The 24,089-nt window shown below is 61.2% G+C and carries 20 protein-coding genes; 13 read left to right on the plus strand and 7 right to left on the minus strand.

Going from position 1 to position 24,089, the window contains the following annotated elements; genetic code table 11:
• Positions 1-23: 23 nt before the first annotated feature.
• The 3 genes from IMW75_RS04375 to IMW75_RS04385 all read right to left on the minus strand — a co-directional run bounded on the left by IMW75_RS04375 (position 24) and on the right by IMW75_RS04385 (position 2,298).
• Positions 24-395: a translation initiation factor Sui1 gene (locus IMW75_RS04375; RefSeq protein ID WP_045060325.1), complete on the minus strand. Its 372-nt coding sequence runs from the start codon at positions 393-395 to the stop codon at positions 24-26.
• A 274-nt stretch (positions 396-669) separates the two neighbouring features.
• Positions 670-1,227, minus strand: coding sequence for an NUDIX hydrolase (locus tag IMW75_RS04380; RefSeq protein WP_045060326.1), 558 nt, complete (start codon positions 1,225-1,227; stop codon positions 670-672).
• A 3-nt stretch (positions 1,228-1,230) separates the two neighbouring features.
• Positions 1,231-2,298, minus strand: coding sequence for a DUF2333 family protein (locus tag IMW75_RS04385; RefSeq protein ID WP_205891973.1), 1,068 nt, complete (start codon positions 2,296-2,298; stop codon positions 1,231-1,233).
• A gap of 314 nt (positions 2,299-2,612) precedes the next feature.
• Between IMW75_RS04385 and IMW75_RS04390 the strand changes: the two genes are divergently transcribed.
• The 13 genes from IMW75_RS04390 to IMW75_RS04450 all read left to right on the plus strand — a co-directional run bounded on the left by IMW75_RS04390 (position 2,613) and on the right by IMW75_RS04450 (position 19,489).
• The gene (locus IMW75_RS04390) at positions 2,613-4,283 is read left to right on the plus strand and encodes a response regulator (protein WP_045060328.1); all 1,671 of its coding nucleotides are present in this window, start codon (positions 2,613-2,615) and stop codon (positions 4,281-4,283) included.
• A 1,270-nt stretch (positions 4,284-5,553) separates the two neighbouring features.
• Entirely contained in the window at positions 5,554-6,282 is a 729-nt protein-coding gene (locus tag IMW75_RS27300) for a methyl-accepting chemotaxis protein (RefSeq protein WP_414704639.1), read from the plus strand.
• Between the two features lie 269 nt (positions 6,283-6,551).
• Positions 6,552-7,004 carry a type II 3-dehydroquinate dehydratase gene (aroQ, locus tag IMW75_RS04400; protein WP_205891975.1) on the plus strand — a complete coding sequence of 151 codons (453 nt, stop codon included), beginning with the start codon at positions 6,552-6,554 and terminating at the stop codon, positions 7,002-7,004.
• A gap of 48 nt (positions 7,005-7,052) precedes the next feature.
• Positions 7,053-7,511 carry an acetyl-CoA carboxylase biotin carboxyl carrier protein gene (accB, locus tag IMW75_RS04405; RefSeq protein WP_045060331.1) on the plus strand — a complete coding sequence of 153 codons (459 nt, stop codon included), beginning with the start codon at positions 7,053-7,055 and terminating at the stop codon, positions 7,509-7,511.
• Between the two features lie 17 nt (positions 7,512-7,528).
• Positions 7,529-8,887: an acetyl-CoA carboxylase biotin carboxylase subunit gene (gene accC / locus IMW75_RS04410; RefSeq protein WP_045060332.1), complete on the plus strand. Its 1,359-nt coding sequence runs from the start codon at positions 7,529-7,531 to the stop codon at positions 8,885-8,887.
• 244 nt (positions 8,888-9,131) lie between these two features.
• Positions 9,132-10,010 carry a 50S ribosomal protein L11 methyltransferase gene (gene prmA, locus IMW75_RS04415; protein WP_122841618.1) on the plus strand — a complete coding sequence of 293 codons (879 nt, stop codon included), beginning with the start codon at positions 9,132-9,134 and terminating at the stop codon, positions 10,008-10,010.
• A 30-nt stretch (positions 10,011-10,040) separates the two neighbouring features.
• The gene (locus IMW75_RS04420) at positions 10,041-11,264 is read left to right on the plus strand and encodes a DUF3426 domain-containing protein (protein ID WP_205891976.1); all 1,224 of its coding nucleotides are present in this window, start codon (positions 10,041-10,043) and stop codon (positions 11,262-11,264) included.
• A gap of 185 nt (positions 11,265-11,449) precedes the next feature.
• Entirely contained in the window at positions 11,450-12,460 is a 1,011-nt protein-coding gene (gene dusB / locus IMW75_RS04425; protein ID WP_045060335.1) for a tRNA dihydrouridine synthase DusB, read from the plus strand.
• Positions 12,457-12,777: a DNA-binding transcriptional regulator Fis gene (fis, locus tag IMW75_RS04430; RefSeq protein ID WP_007907419.1), complete on the plus strand. Its 321-nt coding sequence runs from the start codon at positions 12,457-12,459 to the stop codon at positions 12,775-12,777. Before dusB ends, fis begins: the two co-directional genes overlap by 4 nt.
• A gap of 81 nt (positions 12,778-12,858) precedes the next feature.
• Positions 12,859-14,466, plus strand: coding sequence for a bifunctional phosphoribosylaminoimidazolecarboxamide formyltransferase/IMP cyclohydrolase (gene purH / locus IMW75_RS04435; protein WP_045060336.1), 1,608 nt, complete (start codon positions 12,859-12,861; stop codon positions 14,464-14,466).
• 189 nt (positions 14,467-14,655) lie between these two features.
• On the plus strand, positions 14,656-15,951 hold the full coding sequence (gene purD, locus IMW75_RS04440) for a phosphoribosylamine--glycine ligase (RefSeq protein WP_205891977.1): 1,296 nt from the start codon (positions 14,656-14,658) through the stop codon (positions 15,949-15,951).
• A gap of 99 nt (positions 15,952-16,050) precedes the next feature.
• A complete protein-coding gene (locus tag IMW75_RS04445; RefSeq protein WP_045060338.1) occupies positions 16,051-18,828 on the plus strand; it encodes a hybrid sensor histidine kinase/response regulator in 2,778 nt (925 codons plus the stop codon).
• Positions 18,829-18,892: 64 nt separating this feature from the next.
• The gene (locus tag IMW75_RS04450; RefSeq protein ID WP_045060339.1) at positions 18,893-19,489 is read left to right on the plus strand and encodes a MarC family protein; all 597 of its coding nucleotides are present in this window, start codon (positions 18,893-18,895) and stop codon (positions 19,487-19,489) included.
• A 26-nt stretch (positions 19,490-19,515) separates the two neighbouring features.
• Here the strand turns inward: IMW75_RS04450 and cobJ are convergent, their stop codons facing one another.
• The 4 genes from cobJ to cobG are packed head-to-tail and all read right to left on the minus strand — an operon-like array spanning position 19,516 to position 23,891.
• Positions 19,516-21,222: a precorrin-3B C(17)-methyltransferase gene (gene cobJ, locus IMW75_RS04455; protein WP_205891978.1), complete on the minus strand. Its 1,707-nt coding sequence runs from the start codon at positions 21,220-21,222 to the stop codon at positions 19,516-19,518.
• Positions 21,222-21,956 carry a precorrin-2 C(20)-methyltransferase gene (locus IMW75_RS04460; protein WP_045060341.1) on the minus strand — a complete coding sequence of 245 codons (735 nt, stop codon included), beginning with the start codon at positions 21,954-21,956 and terminating at the stop codon, positions 21,222-21,224. The genes cobJ and IMW75_RS04460 overlap by 1 nt, the downstream gene beginning before the upstream one ends.
• The gene (locus tag IMW75_RS04465; RefSeq protein WP_205891979.1) at positions 21,953-22,579 is read right to left on the minus strand and encodes a precorrin-8X methylmutase; all 627 of its coding nucleotides are present in this window, start codon (positions 22,577-22,579) and stop codon (positions 21,953-21,955) included. Before IMW75_RS04465 ends, IMW75_RS04460 begins: the two co-directional genes overlap by 4 nt.
• Positions 22,572-23,891, minus strand: a complete 1,320-nt coding sequence (cobG, locus tag IMW75_RS04470; RefSeq protein ID WP_205891980.1) for a precorrin-3B synthase — start codon at positions 23,889-23,891, stop codon at positions 22,572-22,574. Before cobG ends, IMW75_RS04465 begins: the two co-directional genes overlap by 8 nt.
• Between the last annotated feature and the right edge of the window lie 198 nt (positions 23,892-24,089).

Genomic DNA, 24,089 nt, shown 5'->3' on the forward strand with positions numbered 1-24,089 from the left:
GAGGGTGGTTTTCACAGAGGCTGCTAGCCGCCGGACTTCTTTGCCTTGAAACCGAGCTTGATCAATTCAGCCAAGAGTAGTTCGACATGATCGCCCTGGATTTCAATGATGCCGTCTTTCAACGCACCCCCGGTCCCGCAACGTTTTTTCAACGTGGTCGCCAGGTCCTTGAGCGCATCTTCAGCCAGGGGCACACCGGTGATGGTGGTCACCGTCTTGCCGCCACGTCCCTTGCTTTCGCGACGTACGCGAGCAATGCCGTCACCGGCCGGGATCACGGTCTGTTTGCAGATGCAGGCGTCCACCGGTTTACTGCACTCGGGGCAATGACGACCTGCGTCGGTGGAAAATACCAGGCCACCTAGGGCGGCGAAGGATGCGGCTTTTTTGGCCACCGGCAATCCTCTTGGGAGGACAAAGACTGGCCGCAGCGCATGGCTATCGACCGCGAAGCCCCACTCAGGCAGGGGCAGCGCTACTGAAACGGAAAAGCCGGTGTAGGAGCTGACGAGTGCAACGAGGCTGCGATCTTTTGATCTTGATTCAATGGCAAATCAAAAGATCGCAGCCTGCGGCAGCTCCTACGCCGTACTGATGTCGGTTCAGTTTGAAAAGGTCGCGCAGTGTAACGGCAAAAACGCCGATTGCTAAGAGCCAATCGGCGCCAATTTATAGCTCTTTTGCGACGTCTTTCCCGCAGGCGCGAAGATAGCGCTTCAAAGCCGCCAGCGAGTCCGGGCAGTAAGGCTTCTGCCGGATTTCCAGCATTACCTGGTCGATGGGTAGAAAGCGCGCTTCAACCACCTCTTCCGGCTGCAGGATCAACGGCCCGTCCCACACTGCCGAGAACGCCGAACACCACAGGCGATTGCCGGTGTCCTCGAAGTAGAAATGGTCGTGGGCGGTCAACTCCACCCCGCCAACGCCCAGCTCTTCTTCCAGTTCCCGTGCGGCCGACTCGGCGTAGGTTTCGGTGGCAAGCACCATGCCGCCAGCGGCAACGTCCCAGTAACCGGGATAGATCGCCTTGCTCAGGGTGCGGCGGTGCACGCACAGCTCACCCGCCGAATTGAACAGCATGATGTAGGTGCCACGCCCGATCAGGCCCCGCTCGCGCAGGTCGGAACGGACCAGCGCGCCGAGCAGGTTGTCCTGCTCATCGACCCAGGCAATCTGCTCGGCGTCCGAGGCCGCGCGGTGGGCGGCCTCTTTGTCGCTGTCAGCCATGACTCAGCCCTGATTCAGCAATTGACGCAAGTCGATCACTGCGGCGTTCGCCCGGGAAATGTAGTTGGCCATGACCAGTGAGTGGTTGGCCAGAACGCCAAAGCCGCTGCCGTTAAGGATCATCGGACTCCACACCGGCTCCTGCGAAGCTTCCAGCTCACGAATGATCTGGCGCACGCTGACGGTGGCGTTTTTCTTCGCCAGCACGTCAGCGAAGTCGACTTCAATGGCGCGCAGCAGGTGAGACAAGGCCCATGCCTGGCCCCGGGCTTCATAGAATACGTTGTCGATCTGCATCCACGGGGTTTCGACGATTTCCTCGTCAACCTGTGGTACCTGGCCCGGGGCCACGACCTCGGTTTTCAATGCGGTGTTGAGCTTGACCCGGCCAACGCTGGCCGACAGTCGCTGCGACAACGAACCCAGGCGTGTGCCCACATCGCCCAACCAGTTGTTGAGGTTGTCGGCACGAGCGTAGAACAGCGCATTTTTCTGCGAAGGATCGGACAGGCGAGCCTGGTAGCGGCTCAGGGAATTGATGCCTTCCTGATACTCGGACTCACTGGACGGCAGCACCCAGCTCTTGTTGTCGAAGTTGAAGCGCGGTTCGGCCTTGGCCAGGTCCGAGTCTTCCGCCGATTGCGATTGCGAGCGGGCAAAATCTTTACGCAGTGCTCGCGTCAGGTCGCGCACCTGCACCAGCACCCCGTATTCCCAGCTTGGCGTGTTGTCCATCCACAGGCCTGGCGGGAAACGGTCATTGGAAATATAGCCGCCCGGCTTGCTCAGCAAGGTATCGGCCACGGTCTTGAGGGTTTCAACCGTGGTGTAGCCGATGACCATCTGCTTGCCTTCTTTCTCGGCAGCGACCTGGGCATTCTGCTGAACCGGGAACAGTGCCGGCTCCTGGCTCCAATACCAGCCCAGGGCGATAGCCACCAACAGGTACAGGCCGATCAAGGTGACCAGCGCCCGGCTGAACAACAGTCCACCTATATAGCTGCGGGCGGCTGATTTTGGTTCAGCGGCACGTTCAGGCGCGCTGCCCGCGCGGTTCTTCCAGTCCAGCATGGCGATATCCTTTCAATCACTTGAGTTCATCGGTTCGACCACAACCCTACGCCATCGTGCCTCGTTTGCCGCGCATTAATACGCGCATGCCGCAAGCATCAATCGCACGGTCGATACCGCCACTATAAATGAACACCACGCCTTGTGTTGGTGCGGCGTACGCATCCCGTACGCAGCACCGCGACTCGCCAGTCATAAACTGAATGAGCTCGCTATGCAGATTATTGACATGCGACACTGATCCACCCTCGGAAGAGATGCTAGCATAGAGCCACCAGTCGATCTCAGCATGCACCCTAACTAGTAGTCAGGATATGACCGAGCCAGAAGACCCCAGCCGTGAGCGCCTCAAGCACCACTTTGCCCAGCGGGTAATTCATCAGGCACGTCAGATTCTTGAGACATGGCAGCGCCTGCAGCGCAGCGAGTGGTCTGCCACCGACCTGGCGGAACTGAGCGAAGCCAACCTGCGCCTGTTGCGGTTCGCCGAGCGCTTCGAGCAGCCGGAACACATGCAACTGGCCCGCCACATCGGCCAGGCACTTGACGCAGTCGAGACCAATCGCGGTCGCCTCAGCAGCGGCCTGATCACTGACCTCAACCGCCTGATGCAGCGGCTGTCGCGCACCGGCCTGCGCCAGGGCGATCAGCTCGATCAGACGTTCCTGCCGCCCTTGCGCAAACCGATCTACGTGATGCTGCAGGATCACGACCGCGCGGAGCGCCTGGCCAAACAGCTGGAATTTTTCGGTCTTAGCGCCCAGTCCCTGGACAGCGTGGCGGCGTTTCGCTCCTCGATGGTCGAGCGCCTGCCGGCGGCGATTGTCATGGATGTGGATTTCAGCGGGCCCGGCATCGGCCTCAAACTCGCCGCCGAAGCCCAGGAAGGCCTGGAACAACAACTGCCGCTGCTGTTCTTCAGTCTTAATGAAACCGACACCCCGACCCGCCTCGCCGCCGTGCGTGCCGGCGGCCAGGAGTTCCTCACCGGTACCCTCGAAGCGTCAAGCCTGCTGGAAAAGATCGAAGTGCTGACCTGCGTCGCACAGTACGAACCGTTCAAAGTGCTGATCATTGACGATTCCCGGGCCCAGGCCATGCACACCGAGCGCCTGCTCAATAGCGCCGGCATTGTCACCCGCACCTTGATCGAGCCTATACAGGCCATGGCCGAACTCGCGGACTTCCAGCCCGACCTGATCATCCTCGACATGTACATGCCGGCCTGCACCGGCACCGAGCTGGCCAAGGTCATCCGCCACAACGACCGATACGTCAGCGTGCCGATCATCTACCTTTCGGCCGAGGATGACCTGGACAAGCAACTCGACGCCATGAGTGAAGGGGGCGACGATTTCCTGACCAAACCGATCAAACCGCGGCACCTGATCACCACCGTGCGCAACCGCGCGGCACGGGCGCGCAACCTGAAGGCGCGGATGGTGCGCGACAGCCTCACCGGCCTGTACAACCACACCCATATCCTGCAGTTGCTGGAAGACTGCAGCTTTCGCGCGCGCCGCGAGAACAAGCCACTGAGCTTTGCCATGCTCGATATCGACCACTTCAAGCGGGTCAATGACAGTCATGGCCATCCGATGGGCGACCGGGTGATCAAGAGCCTGGCGCTGTTCCTCAAGCAGCGCCTGCGCAAGACTGACTTCATCGGCCGCTATGGTGGCGAAGAGTTCGCCATTGTGATGCCCGATACCGATCTGGAGTCGGCCCACAAAGTGCTCGATGAAATCCGCCAGCGCTTCGCCGAAATTCACTATCCGGCGCAGCCCCAGGACCTTTGGTGCACGTTCAGCGCCGGGGTGGTGGACCTCGGTGAAAACTCCGACAGCTTGATGATGGCGAGCCAGGCTGACGAGGCGCTGTACCGCGCCAAGCATGCCGGGCGCAACCGCGTGCAGTCCTCGCGGGAATCAAAGCAAAAGGCCACTATTTCATCTGAATCCACCGAACCAGTCATAACCCTGTAATAGAAACGCAATAACTTCGGGCGCTTACCATTCTGCCGTTGGTAGTCCCGCGATGCGCCTCAAGCTGCTGACCAATCTCAACACCGTCCTTTTAATTGCCGTGTGCGCTGCGCTTGGCGCGACCCTATGGTGGTCGCAAAAAGCCCTTGAACGACCCTATCTGCTGATGGAGCGTTACCTGAGCCTGTCCCAGCAGTTTCAACGGCAGGTGGTGGGCAACGTGCAGGATTACCTCGTCAGCGGTGATGCCCTGCGCCTGAGCAGTGCGGGCCAGGCGATCGATGAGCTTAAACACGAGCTCGATGAACTGCCGCCCTCCCTGGCCGACGCCGTGCGCCCCAGCCTTGCGGAGCTTGAAGGGTTCAGCAAAACCGAACTGCTCGCCGCCGGCAAGCTTGCAGGCGACCCCCAGGCGTTGCTGCTGCAGGCAGAACGGGAGCTGGGCGCAAACCTTGACCAGCTCAGCCAATATGCCAGTGCCAACGCGGACTACCTCAAGCCCTTGCTCAACGCCTCGCAGCACGTGGGCAAGCTGTCGCTGGCCCGGGACAAACTGGTCAGCAGCGGTCGCAGCGAACTGGCGGCGGAGGTGGAGCGCGAAGTCAGCAATATCCGCACCCAGGCCAGTATTCTGGAGGCCCTGCCCTTGCTGGGCGTGACGAGCAGCAGCGAGTCCAATACCGATGATTTTGCCGCCATGATGGGCCTGGAAAGCACTGAGAAGACCGTCGCCGAAGACGCCGGCATTCCCCTCAAACGGGAACTCAACAGCCTGTTGGCCCGCTACCCCGCAGAACTTGCCCGCACCCGCGAACAGATCGAAAAACGCAGCGAGCTCAGCGCTGCGACTCACCAGAAAATGACCGCCGTGCAGCAGTCCATTGCAGATCTGGAGCCGGCAGTGCGCGCGCAACACGGGCAAATCCAGAGTGAGGTGCGACTGCTGCAGGGGTTGATGATCGGCCTGATCCTGCTGATCGCACTGCTGATCGACACTCTGCAACGGCGACTGGCTCGCACCCTGACCAACCTCGCACCCGCCCTGTCGACCTGGGCCGAGGGCGATTTCAGCCGGGACATCGAACTGGGCAGGACCAACCGCGAATTGCACGACATTCAGGCTTCGCTCAACCGCCTGCGAGCCTACCTGGTCGACCTGGTGGGAACCATTCGCCTGAACGCCGAGCAAGTGGCCGGCAGCAGTCGCACCCTGGCCGAGTTGAGCAACGACCTGCACGGCGGCGCTGAGGATCAGGCCGGCGACACCGCGATGATCCGCGATTCTCTCGCAGAGCTGGAAGCTACGATCCAGCAAGTGGCCGGCGATGCCAGCCAAGCCGCCGACGCCAGTCGCCATGCGGGGCTGGCGGTAGAGCAAGGGCAGAAAGTCATCGGCCTGAGCCTTGCCGGCCTGCATGCCCTGGTCGGCGAAGTGCAAGGCAATGCGCAGATGATTGAACATCTGGCCGAAGAGTCGGCCACGATCGGCGGGGTACTGACGGTCATCCGCTCGATCGCCGACCAGACCAACCTGCTGGCCCTGAACGCCGCCATCGAGGCGGCTCGTGCCGGGGAAATGGGTCGCGGGTTTGCCGTGGTTGCAGAGGAAGTTCGCTCGCTGGCACAACGCACTGCCGGTGCCACGGCGCAGATCCAGACCTTGATTGCCGGGCTGCAAACGGCGGCACGCCAATCGGTCGAAGGCATGCGCGCCCAGGTCGGTCACGCGCAGTCCACCGCCAACCAGGCCCAGGCGGCGGACGGCGCACTGGATAAAATCGTCGATGCGATCCAGACCATTTCCGACACTGCAGTGCGCATTGCCGATGTGACTGCGCAGCAAAGTGGTGCGGTCAGTGAGATTCGCGATCACAGCGAGCGGATTCACCAGCTGGGTGGGGATAACTTGCTGCGAATTGGTGAAGGCCGTGAGCAAGGGGAACACTTGCTGGTGCTGGGCGGACGGTTGCACACGGCGGTACAGGCGTTTCGCGTCTGATCGAGCGCCTTCGCGAGCAAGCCCGCTCCCACACTGGATACATGCGCGGCACAGGCCCCAGTGGGAGCGGGCTTGCTCGCGACGGCGGCACACCTGCCAACCCCATCATGCCGGCCGGGCCCAAATGACCGGATTCAATCGGGCGGTCATATATTTCGCGCAAACATCGGCCATCGTGCTGGCTATTGCATAGAACTGGACAGTCACAAAGTCTTTGCGGCATAGTCGCCGGGTTCTGACAAATGCACTCGGATAACAAGGAACAGCAGATGGCAACCTTTCTGATTCTGCACGGACCCAACCTGAACTTGCTCGGCACCCGCGAACCGGGCACCTATGGCGCCACGACGCTGGCCCAGATCAACCAGGACCTGGAACGCCGTGCCCGTGAAGCCGGCCACCATTTGCTGCACCTGCAGAGCAATGCCGAGTATGAATTGATCGACCGCATCCACGCTGCCCGCAGCGAAGGTGTGGATTTCATCCTGATCAATCCAGCAGCTTTTACGCACACAAGTGTCGCTTTACGTGACGCGCTGCTGGCGGTGAGCATCCCATTCATCGAAGTGCATTTGTCTAACGTGCACAAACGCGAACCATTCCGCCATCACTCTTACTTCTCCGACGTAGCGGTGGGAGTGATCTGCGGCCTTGGCGCCAGCGGTTATCGACTGGCCCTGGAGGCCGCACTAGAGCAGCTTGAAACACAGGCAACGACTTGAACTACAAGCGTTAAGCGCCCCTGACCGACCCTTGGGAGTTGATGATTCATGGATATCCGTAAAGTTAAGAAACTGATCGAATTGCTGGAAGAGTCCGGCATCGACGAGCTCGAGATCAAGGAAGGCGAAGAGTCCGTACGTATCAGCCGCCACAGCAAGACGCCAGCTCAACAGTACTACGCACCGGCTCCAATGCACGCTCCGGCTCCAGCGCCTGCCGCTGCCGCCCCGGTTGCCGCCGCTCCTGCCGCTGCAGCCGCGCCTGTGCTGAACGGCACCGTTGCCCGCTCGCCGATGGTGGGTACTTTCTATCGCAAATCTTCGCCAAGCTCGCCGTCCTTCGTTGAAGTCGGCCAGACCGTGAAGAAAGGCGACACCCTGTGCATCGTTGAAGCGATGAAGATGATGAACCACATCGAAGCTGAAACCAGCGGTGTGATCGAATCCATCCTCGTCGAAGACGGCCAGCCGGTTGAGTACGACCAACCGCTGTTCACCATCGTTTGAACCGCGGAGAAACTTTGATGACTGCGAAGTTGGAAAAAGTTCTGATCGCCAACCGCGGTGAGATTGCCCTGCGGATCCTGCGTGCCTGTAAGGAAATGGGCATCAAGACTGTCGCCGTTTACTCCAAGGCCGACAAGGAGCTGATGCACCTGGGCCTGGCAGACGAATCCGTCTGCATCGGTCCGGCGTCGGCCGCCCATTCTTACCTGCACATTCCGGCAATCATCGCCGCAGCTGAAGTGACCGGTGCTACCGCCATTCACCCAGGCTACGGTTTCCTCGCGGAAAACGCTGATTTTGCTGAACAGGTCGAGAACTCCGGCTTCGCCTTCATCGGTCCGAAAGCCGACACCATTCGCCTGATGGGCGACAAGGTATCGGCCAAGCACGCGATGATCGCTGCTGGCGTTCCAACCGTTCCGGGTTCTGACGGCCCGCTGCCGGAAGACGAAGAAACCGCCCTGCGCATCGGTCGCGAAGTCGGTTACCCGGTGATCATCAAGGCCGCTGGCGGCGGCGGTGGTCGCGGCATGCGCGTTGTGCATAAAGAGGAAGACCTGATCTCCTCGGCGAAACTGACCCGTTCCGAAGCTGGCGCGGCGTTCGGCAACCCGATGGTCTATCTGGAAAAATTCCTGACCAACCCACGTCACGTGGAAGTTCAGGTGCTTTCCGATGGCCAGGGCCACGCCATCCATCTGGGCGACCGCGACTGCTCGCTGCAACGTCGTCACCAGAAGGTTCTCGAAGAAGCACCGGCACCGGGCATCGACGAGAAAGCTCGCCAGGAAGTCCTCGCACGCTGCGTTAAAGCCTGCATCGACATCAACTACCGTGGCGCGGGCACCTTCGAGTTCCTGTACGAGAACGGCGCGTTCTATTTCATCGAAATGAACACCCGCGTTCAGGTCGAGCACCCGGTTACCGAAATGGTCACTGGCATCGACATCGTCAAGGAGATGCTCAGCATCGCCGCTGGCAACAAGCTGTCGTACACCCAGGAAGACGTCGTCATCCGCGGTCACGCACTTGAATGCCGGATCAACGCCGAAGACCCGAAAACCTTCATGCCAAGCCCAGGCACGGTCAAGCACTTCCACGCTCCAGGCGGCAACGGCGTTCGCGTCGATTCGCACCTGTACAGTGGTTATGCCGTTCCGCCGAACTACGATTCGTTGATCGGCAAGCTGATCACCTACGGCGCAACCCGTGACGAAGCCCTGGCGCGCATGCGCAATGCGCTGGACGAAATCGTGGTCGACGGGATCAAGACCAACATCCCGCTGCACCGCGACCTGGTCCGCGACGAAGGCTTCTGCAAAGGTGGAATCAACATCCACTACCTGGAACACAAGCTGGCTGGCGACAAGCACTAAGCTTTAGCTGGTAATCAACCAAGCCGCCTTCGGGCGGCTTTGTTGTTTTTGATCAAAAGATCGCAGCCTTCGGCAGCTCCTACGGGAGTTCACATTCCTCTGTAAGAGCTGCCGAAGGCTCGGGCCGCGTTAGGACGATCTTTTGATTTTTTCAGATGGTCGTCATCGGCCCCGCGCTCGCGTAAACTTGCGCGCTTCTCGCAGCCCGCTAGGCTGCAATCAATATTTTTCAAAGGTGCCCGCCATGCCTTGGCTGCAAGTCCGTCTCGCCATCAGCCCAGAACAAGCCGAAACCTACGAAGACGCTTTCCTTGAAGTGGGCGCCGTGTCGGTGACCTTCATGGACGCTGAAGATCAGCCGATTTTCGAACCGGAACTCAACACCACGCCACTGTGGTCGCACACGCACCTGCTGGCCCTGTTCGAAGGCGGCACTGAAGCGGCGAGCGTGCTGGCGCATCTTGAATTGCTGACCGGCAGCCCATTGCCCGAGCATCACAGCGAAGTCATCGAAGACCAGGACTGGGAGCGCAGCTGGATGGACGGTTTCCAGCCGATGCGTTTTGGCCAGCGCCTGTGGATTGTCCCGAGCTGGCACGCCGCACCCGAGCCTGACGCGGTGAACCTGTTGCTGGATCCGGGCCTGGCGTTTGGCACCGGCACACACCCGACCACCGCACTGTGCCTGGAGTGGCTCGATGGTCAGGACCTGAAGGATTGCAACGTGCTCGACTTCGGTTGCGGCTCGGGCATCCTGGCGATCGCCGCCCTGTTGCTGGGCGCCAGGGAAGCCGTAGGCACTGACATCGACGTGCAGGCGCTGGAAGCTTCCCGGGACAATGCGGGGCGCAACAACATTGCCGAAGCGTTGTTCCCGTTGTATTTGCCAGAAGATCTGCCGCAGGTGAAGGCCGACGTATTGGTCGCCAATATCCTCGCCGGGCCGCTGGTTTCCCTGGCGCCGCAACTGTCCAGCCTGGTCAAGCCGGGTGGCCGCCTGGCGCTGTCGGGCATCCTCGCCGAGCAGGGCGAAGACGTCGCCAGGGCCTACGCCCAGGACTTCGACCTGGACCCGATCGCCAATCGCGATGGCTGGGTGCGCATCACTGGCCGTCGGCGCTAGAATGGGCGCCTGCATTCATCGGATCGCCGCATGACCGACAGCTTCGTCACCCAGTGTCCGCATTGCCAAAAGAGCTTCCGCGTCAGCCATGCCCAGTTGAGCGTGGCCCGCGGAGTGGTTCGTTGCGGGTCATGCCTGCAGGTTTTTAATGCCGCCAAGCAGCTGCTGGAGCAACACGCCGGCAAGGAGCCTGTTGCCTCCACATCCCCAGTCATCGTCGAGCCGCCAGAGCAACGGGCCATCAGCCTGAAGCAATGGACGGCCGCCGAGCTGGACCTGGACAGCATGGACCTCGACGAAGAACTCGCGCGCCTGGAGCAGCGGGAGATCCAGCCGACCACCGAATTCGGCCGGCACCGCGAAGATTCACTGAGTGCGCGACGCGACAGCGCCGATCATGAGCAAGCCCCCTGGGCCGATAGCCTGTACAGCGAATCGGCGGCCGAGCGGGCACAGGCCAGCCAGGTCGAGGAAGCGGCCGCGGTGGTGCCGTTTACTCCACTCAAGCCAGCCCGTACCGAACCCTCGCTGACCCTGGAGCTGGTCGAGCTCGACGATGAGCCGCGCCCTCCCCTGGTGCGCCAGGAACTGGTGCTGGAGCCGCCACCCGCGCCGGAACGTCTGTCCCTGTCCGCGGTGGATGACCTGGATGACGACCTGCCTTCGATCGAGCCGTTGCGTAAAAAGCGCAGCGAACCGGCAGTGCGCGCCGAGGTGCTGCAGGACCTGACCGACGACCCGCTGCAACTGGACTGGCAAAAACGTCGTTCGCCCTGGGGCCGCCGTTTCATCTGGATGCTATTGGTGGCGCTCGCCGCGCTTGCGCTGGGCGGCCAGTACGTTGCGTATCATTTCGAAGAACTCGCGCGTCAGGACCAGTACCGTCCCTGGTTCCAGCAGCTGTGCCCGCAAATCGGTTGCACCGTGCCGTCCAAGGTCGACATCGCGAAAATCAAGAGCAGCAACCTGGTCGTGCGCAGCCACCCGGAATTCAGCGGTGCCCTGGTGGTCGATGCGATCATCTACAATCGCGCGCCGTTCTCCCAGCCATTCCCCCTGCTGGAGCTGCGTTTTGCCGACCTCAACGGTCACCTGATCGCCAGGCGTCAGTTCAAACCCGGCGAATACCTCAATGGCGATCTCGAAGGCATGGCGGAAATGCCGCCGCAGACGCCCATCCACATCGCGCTGGATATTCTCGATCCAGGCTCCAAAGCGGTGAACTACAGCCTGAGTTTTCATTCGCCCGAGTGAAACGCTTCACTGATCCGCGATTGACGACGGATTTCTGACTGAGCGTGCCTGGACCAAACCGCTGGCGATAACAGAATAACTGTTCAGATTTTGTTCAATTCAGCCTTTATCCAGTCATCGAGAGCGGGTATCATGCCAACCCTTTTTCGAACTCTCATGATCCGGCCCCACAACAGGGAAGTCCTATGTCGGCGGTACGCATCGGTCCATATACATTGCACAACGGCTTGATTCTCGCCCCCATGGCGGGCGTCACAGACCAACCCTTTCGTCAGCTGTGCAAGCGACTGGGCGCCGGGCTGGTAGTTTCAGAAATGGTCACCAGCGACATGAGCTTGTGGAACACCCGCAAGTCCCGCATGCGCATGATCCACGAAGGTGATCCCGAGCCCCGCTCGGTACAGATCGCCGGTGGCGATGCGCAGATGCTGGCAGATGCGGCACGGGCCAACGTCGAACTGGGCGCACAGATTATTGACATCAACATGGGCTGCCCGGCCAAGAAGGTCTGCAACAAGGCCGCCGGCTCCGCACTGTTGAAGGATGAAGCATTGGTGACCGAGATCCTGCGGGCCGTCGTGGCCGCAGTCGATGTGCCGGTCACCCTGAAGATCCGCACCGGCTGGGACCGGGACAACAAGAACGGCCTGACGGTGGCGAAGATCGCCGAGCAGGCAGGAATCACGGCGCTGGCGGTGCATGGCCGCACCCGTGCCGACCTGTACACCGGTGAAGCCGAGTACGACACCATTGCCGCGATCAAGCAGGCGGTGTCGATCCCGGTGTTTGCCAACGGCGATATCGATTCGCCGGAAAAGGCCCGGTATGTGCTCGACGCCACCGGTGCCGATGGCCTGCTGGTAGGGCGGGCTGCCCAGGGGCGGCCATGGATTTTTCGCGAGATCGATCATTACCTGCGCACCGGTGAAAAACTTCCGGCGCTGGAACTGATCGAGGTGGAACGCATACTGCTAGAGCATTTGGCCGCGCTGCACGTTTTCTATGGAGACGTCATGGGTGTGCGCATTGCTCGCAAGCATGTGGGCTGGTATCTCGCAACCTTGCCGGGCGCCAGGGAGTTTCGCGCCCACTTCAATCGTTTGGAAGATACGGAAGCACAATGCGCCAACGTTCAGGGCTTCTTCGCCGAACGTTACAAGAGCCTGACAGGGGACGGAGAAGGGGTGGCCGCATGACGATGATGACCGAGACTTTAGTGAGTGGAACAACACCCGTGAGCGACAACGTGAATTTGAAACAGCACCTCAATACGCCTAGCGAAGAAGGCCAGACCCTTCGCGGGAGTGTCGAGAAGGCGCTGCACAATTATTTCGCCCACCTTGAGGGCGCTGCAGTCACGGATGTGTACAACCTGGTGCTCTCCGAAGTCGAGGCTCCCCTGCTCGAGTGCGTGATGAACTACGTCAAGGGCAACCAGACCAAGGCCAGCGAACTGCTCGGACTGAACCGGGGCACGCTGCGCAAGAAACTCAAGCAGTACGATTTGCTGTAAGCATTCAATCAAACCAGAAAGGCGCCCGCGTAAAAACGGTCGCCTTTTTTGCTGACTCCTTTGCTTTTGATGGAAATTGAGATGACCGACCAGACTACCCGCCTGCCGATCCGCCGCGCCTTGATCAGCGTTTCCGACAAGACCGGGATCCTCGAATTCGCCAAGGAGCTTGAAGCCTTGGGCGTCGAGATCCTCTCCACCGGCGGAACGTTCAAGCTGCTGCGCGACAACGGTGTTGCCGCAGTGGAAGTCGCGGATTACACCGGTTTCGCAGAAATGATGGACGGTCGGGTGAAAACCCTGCACCCGAAAATCCACGGCGGGATCCTCGGTCGTCGCGGCATCGATGACGCCATCATGAACGAGCACGGCATCAAGCCGATCGATCTGGTAGCCGTCAACCTGTACCCGTTCGAAGCCACCATCAACAAGCCAGGCTGCGACCTGCCGACCGCCATCGAAAACATCGACATCGGCGGCCCGACCATGGTCCGTTCCGCGGCAAAAAACCACAAAGATGTAGCGATCGTGGTGAATGCCAGCGACTACGCCAGCGTGCTCGAAGGTCTCAAGGCCGGCGGCCTGACCTACGCCCAGCGTTTCGACCTGATGCTCAAGGCCTTCGAACACACGGCCGCCTATGACGGCATGATCGCCAACTACATGGGCACCGTAAACCAGGCTGCCGATACGCTGAGCACTGAAGGTCGCAGCGAATTCCCGCGCACTTTCAACAGCCAGTTCGTCAAGGCCCAGGAAATGCGCTACGGCGAGAACCCGCACCAGAGCGCGGCGTTCTACGTGGAAGCCAAGCCTGCCGAAGTCGGCATCGCCACCGCGACCCAACTGCAAGGTAAAGAGCTGTCGTACAACAACGTGGCGGACACCGACGCCGCGCTGGAATGCGTGAAGAGTTTCGTCAAACCAGCCTGTGTGATCGTCAAGCACGCCAACCCGTGCGGCGTGGCCGTAAGCCCCGACGCCGAAGGCGGTATCCGCCAGGCCTACGAGCTGGCCTATGCCACTGATACCGAGTCTGCGTTCGGCGGCATCATTGCCTTCAACCGCGAACTGGATGCTGAAACGGCCAAGGCCATCGTCGAGCGTCAGTTCGTCGAAGTGATCATTGCCCCGTCCGTCAGCGAAGAAGCTCGCGCCATCGTCGCCGCCAAAGCCAACGTGCGCCTGCTGGCCTGTGGCGAGTGGTCGGCCGATCGCGCTGCTGCGTGGGATTACAAGCGCGTCAATGGCGGCCTGCTGGTGCAGAGCCGTGACATCGGCATGATCGGCAGCGAAGACCTGAAAGTGGTGACCAAGCGCGCACCGACCGAACAGGAAATCAACGACCTGATCTTCGCCTGGAAAGTCGCCAAGTACGTCAAATCCAACGCCATTGTGTACGCCAAGAACCGCCAGACCATCGGCGTCGGCGCTGGCCAGATGAGCCGCGTGAACTCCGCGCGAATCGCCGCGATCAAGGCTGAACACGCGGGTTTGCAAGTGCAGGGTTCGGTGATGGCATCGGACGCGTTCTTCCCGTTCCGCGATGGCCTGGACAATGCGGCCAAGGCCGGTGTCACTGCGGTGATCCAGCCAGGCGGCTCGATGCGCGACGCAGAAGTGATTGCCGCCGCTGATGAAGCCGGCATCGCCATGGTGTTCACCGGCATGCGCCACTTCCGTCACTAACCAGACAACGGCCGCACTGAAACCGGCATCTGCTGCGTTGGAGGCTACCTTGATGATGCTCATTGCCAAAAGGCAACTCCGCTCATCAAGGTAGCCTCCGCCTTGCATCTACCGGCTTCATTGCGACCTCCTGCAGCGCGAAGCGCTTCAGGTTCTAAAACAGAATTAGCTTCATCCGAGGTTTTTGAAATGAATGTTTTGATCATTGGCAGCGGTGGCCGTGAACACGCCCTGGCCTGGAAAGTGGCTCAGGATCCGCGCGTGCAGAAGGTTTTTGTTGCGCCTGGCAACGCCGGCACCGCGATTGAAGCCAAGTGCGAAAACGTTGCGATCGATGTGCTGGCCCTTGAACAGCTTGCCGACTTCGCCGAGAAAAATGTCTCACTGACTATCGTAGGCCCGGAAGTGCCACTGGTGGCCGGCGTGGTCGATCTGTTCCGCACACGCGGCCTCGACTGCTTCGGCCCGACCGCTGGCGCAGCCCAGCTGGAAGGCTCCAAGGCGTTCACCAAGGACTTCCTGGCTCGCCACAAGATCCCGACAGCCGACTATCAGAACTTCACCGAGATCGAGCCTGCCCTGGCTTACCTGCGTGAAAAAGGTGCGCCGATCGTCATCAAGGCCGACGGCCTGGCGGCCGGTAAAGGCGTGATCGTCGCCATGACCCTGGCCGAAGCCGAGGACGCCGTACGCGACATGCTCGCTGGCAATGCCTTCGGCGACGCTGGCTCCCGCGTAGTCATCGAAGAGTTCCTGGACGGTGAAGAAGCCAGCTTCATCGTCATGGTTGACGGCAAGAACGTACTGCCAATGGCCACCAGCCAGGATCACAAACGCGTCGGCGATGGCGATACCGGCCCGAACACAGGCGGCATGGGTGCCTACTCCCCTGCCCCGGTGGTCACCAGCGAAGTGCACCAACGCGTAATGGATCTGGTGATCTGGCCGACCGTTCGCGGCATGGCCGATGAAGGCAACGTTTACACGGGCTTCCTGTACGCCGGCCTGATGATAGACAAAGCCGGCAACCCTAAAGTCATCGAATTCAACTGCCGTTTCGGCGACCCTGAGACCCAGCCGGTCATGCTGCGCCTGCAGTCGAGCCTGGTGTTGCTGGTCGAAGCCGCCCTGGCGCAAGCGCTGGACAAGGTAGAAGCACAGTGGGATCCACGTCCGAGCGTCGGCATCGTGCTGGCAGCGGGCGGCTATCCTGGTGATTACGCCAAAGGCGTGGCCATCAATGGCCTGGACGCTGCCGCGGCACTGGAAGGCAAGGTCTTCCACGCCGGTACAGCGCTCAAGGATGGACAAGTGGTCACCGCCGGTGGTCGAGTGCTCTGTGCGACCGCCATGGGCGCCAGTGTCGATGCGGCTCAACAGCAGGCTTACCAGCTGGCAGCCAAAATCGATTGGGAAGGCAGCTTCTATCGCAAGGACATCGGCTACCGCGCCATTGCCCGTGAGCGTGGCGAAAATCAGGAATAGTCGATCCATTCGGTCGGGCAAGGGCCTCAAGCCCTTGCCGGACTATTCCGGCGCCGCGCATAGTTATATTCTGGCATCAACCTACGAAGGGATTTCGCCGTGCGCTGGCTCAGGATTGCCGTAAGTCTCACCGTCACTCTGCTGACCTTGCTCTGCATGCTCCCGGCCCAGGCCGCGCAAGGCAGTGGCTGGGCCGTATTGCTCGACGAGCAGGGCAACCTGCAGTTGAGCGACATCCGTTCCGCCCGTTATACCAATCAGTTCAGCCCTATCGAACTTGAACGCCTGACGGCGGCCGAGCCCGGTGGCGCGCTCTGGCTACGCTTCAGGCTGGCCCCCGGCAAACACGAGCAGGTGCTGAAGATATTCGCTCCGGACCTCGAAAACCTCAAACTCTACGTGCTGGACGGCGACAAGCTCATCGACCAGACCCAGGCCGGCGCCGATCAGCCGCAAGCTGAGCGGCGAATGGCTGGCAGTGATGTCCTGTTGCCGCTGCCACAAAGCAATAACACCCTGGATGTCTACCTGCGCCTGGTTTCCGATCACCAGATGCGCCCCTACATCACCCTGCAATCGGCTATCAGCACCGCCGCCAACCAGACCCAGACACTGATCTACGGCCTGCTGTTCGGTTGCATCGCCATGCTGATCCTGCACAACCTCATCCGTTACGCCTACACGCGATCACGCAGCAGTCTTTGGCTGGCCGGGTGCGAGGCCTTGTTGATGCTCAGCCTGGCCCTGTTGCTGAATCTTGCCGGCCCCTGGTTGCCAGCCTGGCACGCCATCCAGACGCCCGGAGCGTATCTGGCCCTGCTGCTGACCGCGCCCTGCGGACTGATGTTTGCCTATCGCTTTTTTGCCCCCCTGGGCTCGCACCCGCTCAATAAACTGCTACAGGGGGAAATGCTGTTCATCATCGCCTGCGGCCTGTTGCTGTTGTTCGTCAACACGCTGCCGCTGAACATCATTACCTATGGGCTGGTCGCCCTCGCCGGCCTGAGCATGTTGTTCGCCGGGGCCTGGCACCTGCAAAAAGGCTATCGCCCGGCGCGCTTTTTCGTGGTGGCCATGGTGGCGTTCAACCTCGGCACCTTGATCATCCTCCCGGCACTGCTGGGGCTGACACTGGTGGAACCCCAGGGCCTTATCACCACGCTGCTGGCGTTCATCTGCCTCAGTGGCCTGTTGATGAGCATCGCCCTGAGCGAGCGCCAGCGCAGCATCACCGAAAGCCGTTTCAGCATCAGCCGCGACCTGGCTGCCAGCAATGCCGAGATCAATGCCAAGGCCGAGTTCCTCGCCAAGATCAGTCACGAAATCCGTACGCCCATGAATGGTGTACTGGGCATGACCGAACTGCTGCTGGGCACCCCGCTTTCAGTCAAACAACGCGACTACGTCCAGACAATCCACAGCGCCGGCAACGAACTGCTCACACTGATCAACGAGATTCTCGACATCTCCAAACTCGAATCCGGGCAGATTGAACTGGACGATGTGCAGTTCGACCTCAACGCGCTGATCGAGGACTGCCTGAGCATCTTCCGCGCCAAGGCCGAGCAACAGAACGTCGAGCTGATCAGCTTTATCCAGCCGCAAGTCCCGCGGGTCATCAGCGGTGACCCGACGCGCCTGCGCCAGACCCTGCTGAGCTTGCTGGAAAACGCCCTGAAAAAAACCGACGAAGGCGAAATCCTGATCGTTGTGGCATTGGATGAACGCAGCGCCAAACCGCGGTTGCGCATTGCCGTGCAGGACAGTGGCGAGCCGATGGACGCCGAGGAGCGCGACGCACTGATGCACGCCGAACTCCACAGCAAGCATTTCCTGTCGGCCAACCGTGTGGGGGGCAACCTGGGTCTGGTGATCGCCCGTCAACTGATCCGGCTGATGCATGGCGAGTTCGGCATCAAGAGCGGCAACAGCCAGGGCAGCACCTTGTGGCTGACCTTGCCGCTGGATCCAGATCGCCTGGAACACCCCACCTCCGATCTCGATGGCCCTCTTCAGGGTGCGCGGGTGCTGGTCGTCGACGACAACGACACGTGCCGCAAGGTACTGGTGCAACAATGCACCGCCTGGGGCCTGAACGTCAGTGCGGTGCCGTCCGGCAAGGAAGCGCTGGCACTGTTGCGCACCAAGGCGCACCTGCGGGATTATTTCGATGTAGTGCTGCTGGACCAGAACATGCCTGGCATGACCGGCATGCAACTGGCGGCAAAGATCAAGGAAGACCCGAGCCTCAACCACGACATCCTGCTGATCATGCTGACCGGCATCAGCAACGCGCCCAGCAAGATTATCGCGCGCAATTCCGGGATCAAGCGCATCCTCGCCAAGCCGGTAGCCGGCTATACGCTCAAGACCACCCTGGCCGACGAACTTAACCAGCGTAACAAAGGCCTGGCGACCCCCTACCCGTTACCAACGGGGCCGACCCTGCCGGTCAAGGTGCCGGGGGATTTCCGTATCCTGGTGGCCGAGGACAACAGCATTTCCACCAAGGTGATTCGCGGAATGCTGGGCAAACTCAATCTGCAGCCCGACACCGCCAGCAATGGCGAAGAAGCGCTTCAGGCCATGAAGGCCCAGCGGTATGACCTGGTGCTGATGGACTGCGAAATGCCGATTCTCGACGGTTTCTCCGCCACCCAGCAACTACGCGCCTGGGAAGTCGGCAACCAGCGCGTGCGCACCCCTGTGGTCGCCCTGACGGCGCACATACTGGCCGAACACAAGGAGCGGGCGCGCCAGGCCGGCATGGATGGACACATGGCCAAGCCGGTGGAGCTCTCCCAATTGCGCGAACTGATCGAGCACTGGGTCGCCCAGCGAGATGAACAGAACCGCGCGGCGACGCAATCCAGCTGAGCCGACAGACACTGCAACGCCTGTTAGACTTCCCTTCGACTTTTCCCTGCAGTGAGCTCGCACCATGCTCCATGTGTTGTTCAGTGTGTACCTGAAGATGCTGGTGCTCTACAGCCCGTTCTTCGTACTGTCCTGCTTCATCAGCCTGACGCGCGGCTACTCGCGAAAAGAACAACGCCGCCTGGCCTGGAAAGTGGCGACCGCCACGCTGGTTTCGAGTGTGCTGCTGTACTTGTTCGGCCGGGTGATTTTCGATGTGTTCGGCATCACGGTGGATGCCTTTCGCATCGGCGCCGGCAGCGTGCTGTTCATCTCGGCATTGGGCATGGCGCAGGGCAAATCGGTGGTGCAGACTGACAACGTGCAACAGGACGTGACCATCGTCCCGCTCACCATTCCCCTGACGGTCGGCCCCGGGACTATCGGCGCGCTGTTGGTCATGGGCGTCAGCCAGCCGCATTGGGACGACAAGCTGACGGCAATCGTCAGTATCGCCCTGGCCAGTTTCACTGTGGGCGTGGTGCTTTTCCTGTCGAACCGCATCGAGAGAATCCTGGGCGACCAGGGGCTGCAGATTGTCAGCCGCTTGATGGGGTTGTTCGTGTGTGCGCTGGCGGCGCAAATCATCTTTACCGGGATCCGAGGGTACCTGGTGCCCTGAACACAGGCCCCCTCAAAACCTGGCGATTACTTGATTTCGACCAGCTTGTCTCCGTAACTGCGCGGCGTATACACCCATGACAAACCCTGGGCTCGAGGGAACACGCGAGTCGTCGAAGAACCAATCAATACCATTGTTCGCATATCAACCTGATCCGCAGTCAACTGCCCCAGGGTAGTCACCCGCAACGTTTGACCGGGCCGCCCGATATCTCGCCCCAGCACGACCGGCGTCTCGGCAATGCGGTACTGCGCCACGATCTCAAGGGCACGCCCCAGCTGCCAGGGGCGTGATCGTGAAATCGGGTTGTAAAATGCCATGGCCAGGTCGGCTTGAGCGGTCAGCGCCAGGCGCTTCTCGATGATTTCCCATGGTTTGAGATTGTCCGACAGCGACAGTACACAGAAGTCATGCCCCAGCGGAGCACCTGCCTGGGCAGCGGTAGCCAGTGACGCTGAAACGCCGGGAAGAATTTCCAGGTCAACGCTGTGCCATGCGGGGTCACGGGATTCATGCAGCGCTTCAAGCACCGCCGCGGCCATCGCAAATACCCCTGGGTCACCAGAAGACACCACGACCACGCTGCGACCTTGCGCCGCCAACTCAAAGGCATGTCGCGCTCGCTGCATTTCCTCACGGTTGTCGGTGCAGTGCAGCACTTGATCGGCGCGGAACGGCCCCGCCATGCGCACATAGGTTTCATAACCTAGAACATCATTGGCGCGGGTCAATTCCAGCTTCACTGCAGGCACCATCAAATCCGCAGCGCCCGGGCCAAGCCCGATGACGGCCAGGCGCCCCCGTGCACGACCAATGCGCGAGGGGTCCAACGGGTGTTCGGCGACGGCAACCGTGATCCCGTTATCGCCATGGACGGTCAGCGGTGGCGACGTTAGCTCGGCCAACTGCTCGCAAACAGTGTCCGCCCTGGAAAACCGCAGTGGCACATTGAGTTCGACGGCGGCGTCACGAAGCGCCTGGCTGGCCATCTGCTGTTCACTGGCCAACAAACAGGCCAGCGAGTGCACGGCAATGTTCGCGTTGTGCAGGCGCTTGCGAATGGCATCGGCCAGGTCTGCGACCTCTTCGTTCACCAGCACCAGCACGCTCTTGGGATAAATCAGCAGCTCATTGGCGGATGGCTCGCGCTCGGTACTCCCGACATGAATGGCCAGACGCGCCTGCTGATCCTGGGCCAACTGCGCTTGCGCCAGCCACGGCGCATCGCCTTCAATTCGAACCGGCTCACCGCCGAGCAAATCGGAAACAAAGCGTTTACCGAGCTCCAGATCGCCCAAGGTGTAGCCGCTGGGCGGGTTCAGCAAACAGGTGCCAAAGCGCAGTTCGCCGCTGGTAGTGATGGCCGCCGCGATCCCCAGGCTTTCAGCAATTTCGCGGGCCAATACGTTGACACCGCCCAGGCCACCCAACAGCGGCACCACGGCGCTGGCGTCTTCAGCCACGACCAGTACCGGCGGTTCCACGCCTTTTTCCAGGAGCAGCGGCGCCAGCGTACGGATCACGATACCGGCGGCGCACAGCGCAATGATCGGTGTGTTCGTCGTGTAGAGTTCGCGCAGGGTAGCGCCGAACTCCTGATACACGACGTCTGCGCCCTCGACCCTTGTGGACAGTCCGTAGATCAGGGCGCCGGGCAGGGATCGCTGAATCAGGCGTGCAGTCGCGAGGCTGCCATTACCTAGAATGACGATTGCAGGAACGGATCGACTCATCAGCCCTGCCACCTTTCACCCGGAACGATGATCAATGAGAAGTACGGCGAAGACATCGGCTCGACCTGATCCAGCGGTACTATCTTCTGGTTAGCCATGGTGGCGCGCTCAACGTACAGCGCCCGCTCTGCGAGGCCCAGCTCGCCCAGTACTTCTCGAACCTTGGGAAAGTTGCGCCCCAGTTTCATGATCACTGCCGCGTCAGCGTCGGCCAGGCGGCGCTTGAGATCTTCACGGGGCAACACGCCGGACAACACCGACAGGCTCTGATTTCGATAGACCAGAGGGGCACCGAGTACCGACGCGCCTCCCAGCATCGAGCAGACACCCGGCACCACTTCGGCTTCGTAGCGCTCGGCCAGGCGGTCGTGCAGGTACATGTACGAACCGTAGAAGAACGGGTCGCCTTCACAGATCACCGCCACATCTCGCCCGGCATCCAGGTGCTCGGCCAACTCTTGCGCAGCGGTGTCGTAGAAGTCGCTGATCACTTGCTCATAGGACAACGGTGCCGGCAATGCTTCGGTGGTCACCGGGTACACCAGCGGCAGCAGTGTTTGTGCATCCTGCAGGTGCGCCTCAATGATACCGAACGCATTGCCCTTCTTGCCCTTGGCGACGAAGTACGCGACCACAGGCGATTCGCGTAACAGGCGCAGGGCTTTGACCGTGATCAGTTCCGGATCACCCGGGCCGACGCCCAGGCCAATCAAACGTCCAGATGGCTGCATCATTCGATCTCCGTAGCCAGGGCATTGACGGCGGCGGCAGCCATGGCGCTGCCTCCCAGCCGCCCTTGCATGATCACGAACGGTACGCCTCGGCTGTCGGCGGCAAGCGCTGCCTTGGATTCGGCTGCGCCCACGAAACCTACCGGAAAGCCCAGAATCAGCGCCGGTTTCGGCGCGCCGGCATCGAGCATTTCCAGCAAGTAGAACAAGGCCGTCGGCGCGTTACCGATGACGACCACGCTGCCTTCCAGATGCGGGCGCCACAACTCGAGCGCAGCAGCGGAACGGGTGTTGCCCAACTCACGCGCCAGCTCTGGCACGCTGTCATCGCGCAACGTACAGATCACCTGATTGTTGGCCGGCAAGCGCGCGCGGGTCACGCCTTCGGACACCATCCGCGCATCACATAGAATCGGCGCTCCGGCCATCAGAGCCTCACGCCCCGCCTTGCCCGCACCTTCGGAATACTGCAGGCCGTCAATGGCCCCGACCATGCCGCAGGCGTGGATTACCCGAACCGCGAGTTTTTCCAGGTCAGCCGGGATCCGGTCGAGGTTGGCCTCGGCGCGAATGATCGCGAAGGAGTTGCGATAGATCTCCTGACCGTCGCGGATGTAATCAAGCATCAAGGGGGCTCCGTGGGCGGGCATCAAGCAATGCACGCGCCGCTTCAATAGTGAGATTGCGTGCTTGCAGCGCGCCGAAACCCGGCAGTGCTGCATCGCGAAAATAAACATCGTAGTGACCCGCACTGGTCGCCAGCAGCGTCACGGGGGCAGGGTGCGCGCAGGCGCAGGAGCGTGGGCAACCTGTCAGGTGAACCTGTTGCCCGCGCGGGCCTGGCTGCAGCGCCCCCAACAGCCGGGCATCGCCCTTGGTATCCGACAACCCTTTGGCGCAGCCGCAAGAACCGGTGCAGGCCACCAGATCGGTCAACGGCTCATTGGCGTCGACCAGGAAACCCAGGGCCTGCAATTGCCGGGTGACCCAGGGCGCATCCTCCTGGCGGATGTTGGGCAGCAGCAGGCTTTGCCAGGGCGTCAGGCGCAGGCTGGCGTCGCCGAACTGCTCAGCCAGGTCCGCGGCGCCCTTGAGCATCGACGGATCCAGCCGCCCGAGCGGCGGTGCGACGCCAACATACACAAGGCCTTCATGGCGCTGGGCAACAGTGCCCAGGTGCAATTTCGCTCCCGCCGCCGGGCGCTGCCACTCAGTCACGCCCAGTAGCGGCACCCGAGTGGCCAGCATCTGCAGCAACAGCTCTGGTGACCGTTCGGCCAGCACATGGCGCATACGGGTCTGGTCCGGCCGAGCAAGCTCAAGGAACAGATCCAGGACGGCGATCACCAGCGCATGGGCGTTCTGCAGCTGTACCGCGGCCGCCGGCAAGTCTGTGGGGCAGCCGGCAAAACCGAACGCCAGCACCACTTCTCCCGCCCGGTCAGCCGCGCTCAGCCACAGGTCGTGAGGATGCTCGAGCATGGCCAGCGCCTCACCGCCGTCCAGTTGCAGGGCGAACTTGGCCGACAGGGCATGGAAGCGTTCATGGGTTTGCAGGCTGTCGAGTATTTGCCGGGCCAGTGGACGGGTGTCGAGCAGCATTTTTCGATCGATACCGGCGCCAGGGCTAAGCATCACATTGCGCACGTCGTCGCCAGCGGCGGTGGCAGGCCCCAACCCGGCAGCCAGCAAGCTGTCGATCAGTGCGGTTTCCTGCCCGCCAATGCCGCGAATCTGCAGATTGGCCCTGTTGGTCGCTTCCATGACCCCATCGGCATACCGCTGCGCGGCCTGGGCAACAGCCTTGGCCTGAGCGCTGCGGATGGAACCGCCATCGAGTTTGATCCGGCAAATCCCCCCGTCCAGCGCCTGAACGACACGCAGCAATCCCGGGCAAGCCGAAGGACGCAAGGGACTGGAGGTCGGTCGTGATTTCACGGGTTAGCCGGCAAGGGAATTAAGCTCGGCATTATGCCTGCTTTGCCCCGCAGGATGAAAAGCCCGTACGTTTTGACGACGAAACGCGAGGAGCTTTCGAGTTGCAAAAACACCGACAGTGAAGAGCCAGGCCCTCATCCCGGCGACTGATAAGGACAACCGGTCACAGGCTACGCCGGGCTATAATGGACGGCCGCA

It is taken from the genome of Pseudomonas gregormendelii (assembly GCF_017114825.1).
Classification (GTDB): domain Bacteria; phylum Pseudomonadota; class Gammaproteobacteria; order Pseudomonadales; family Pseudomonadaceae; genus Aquipseudomonas; species Aquipseudomonas gregormendelii.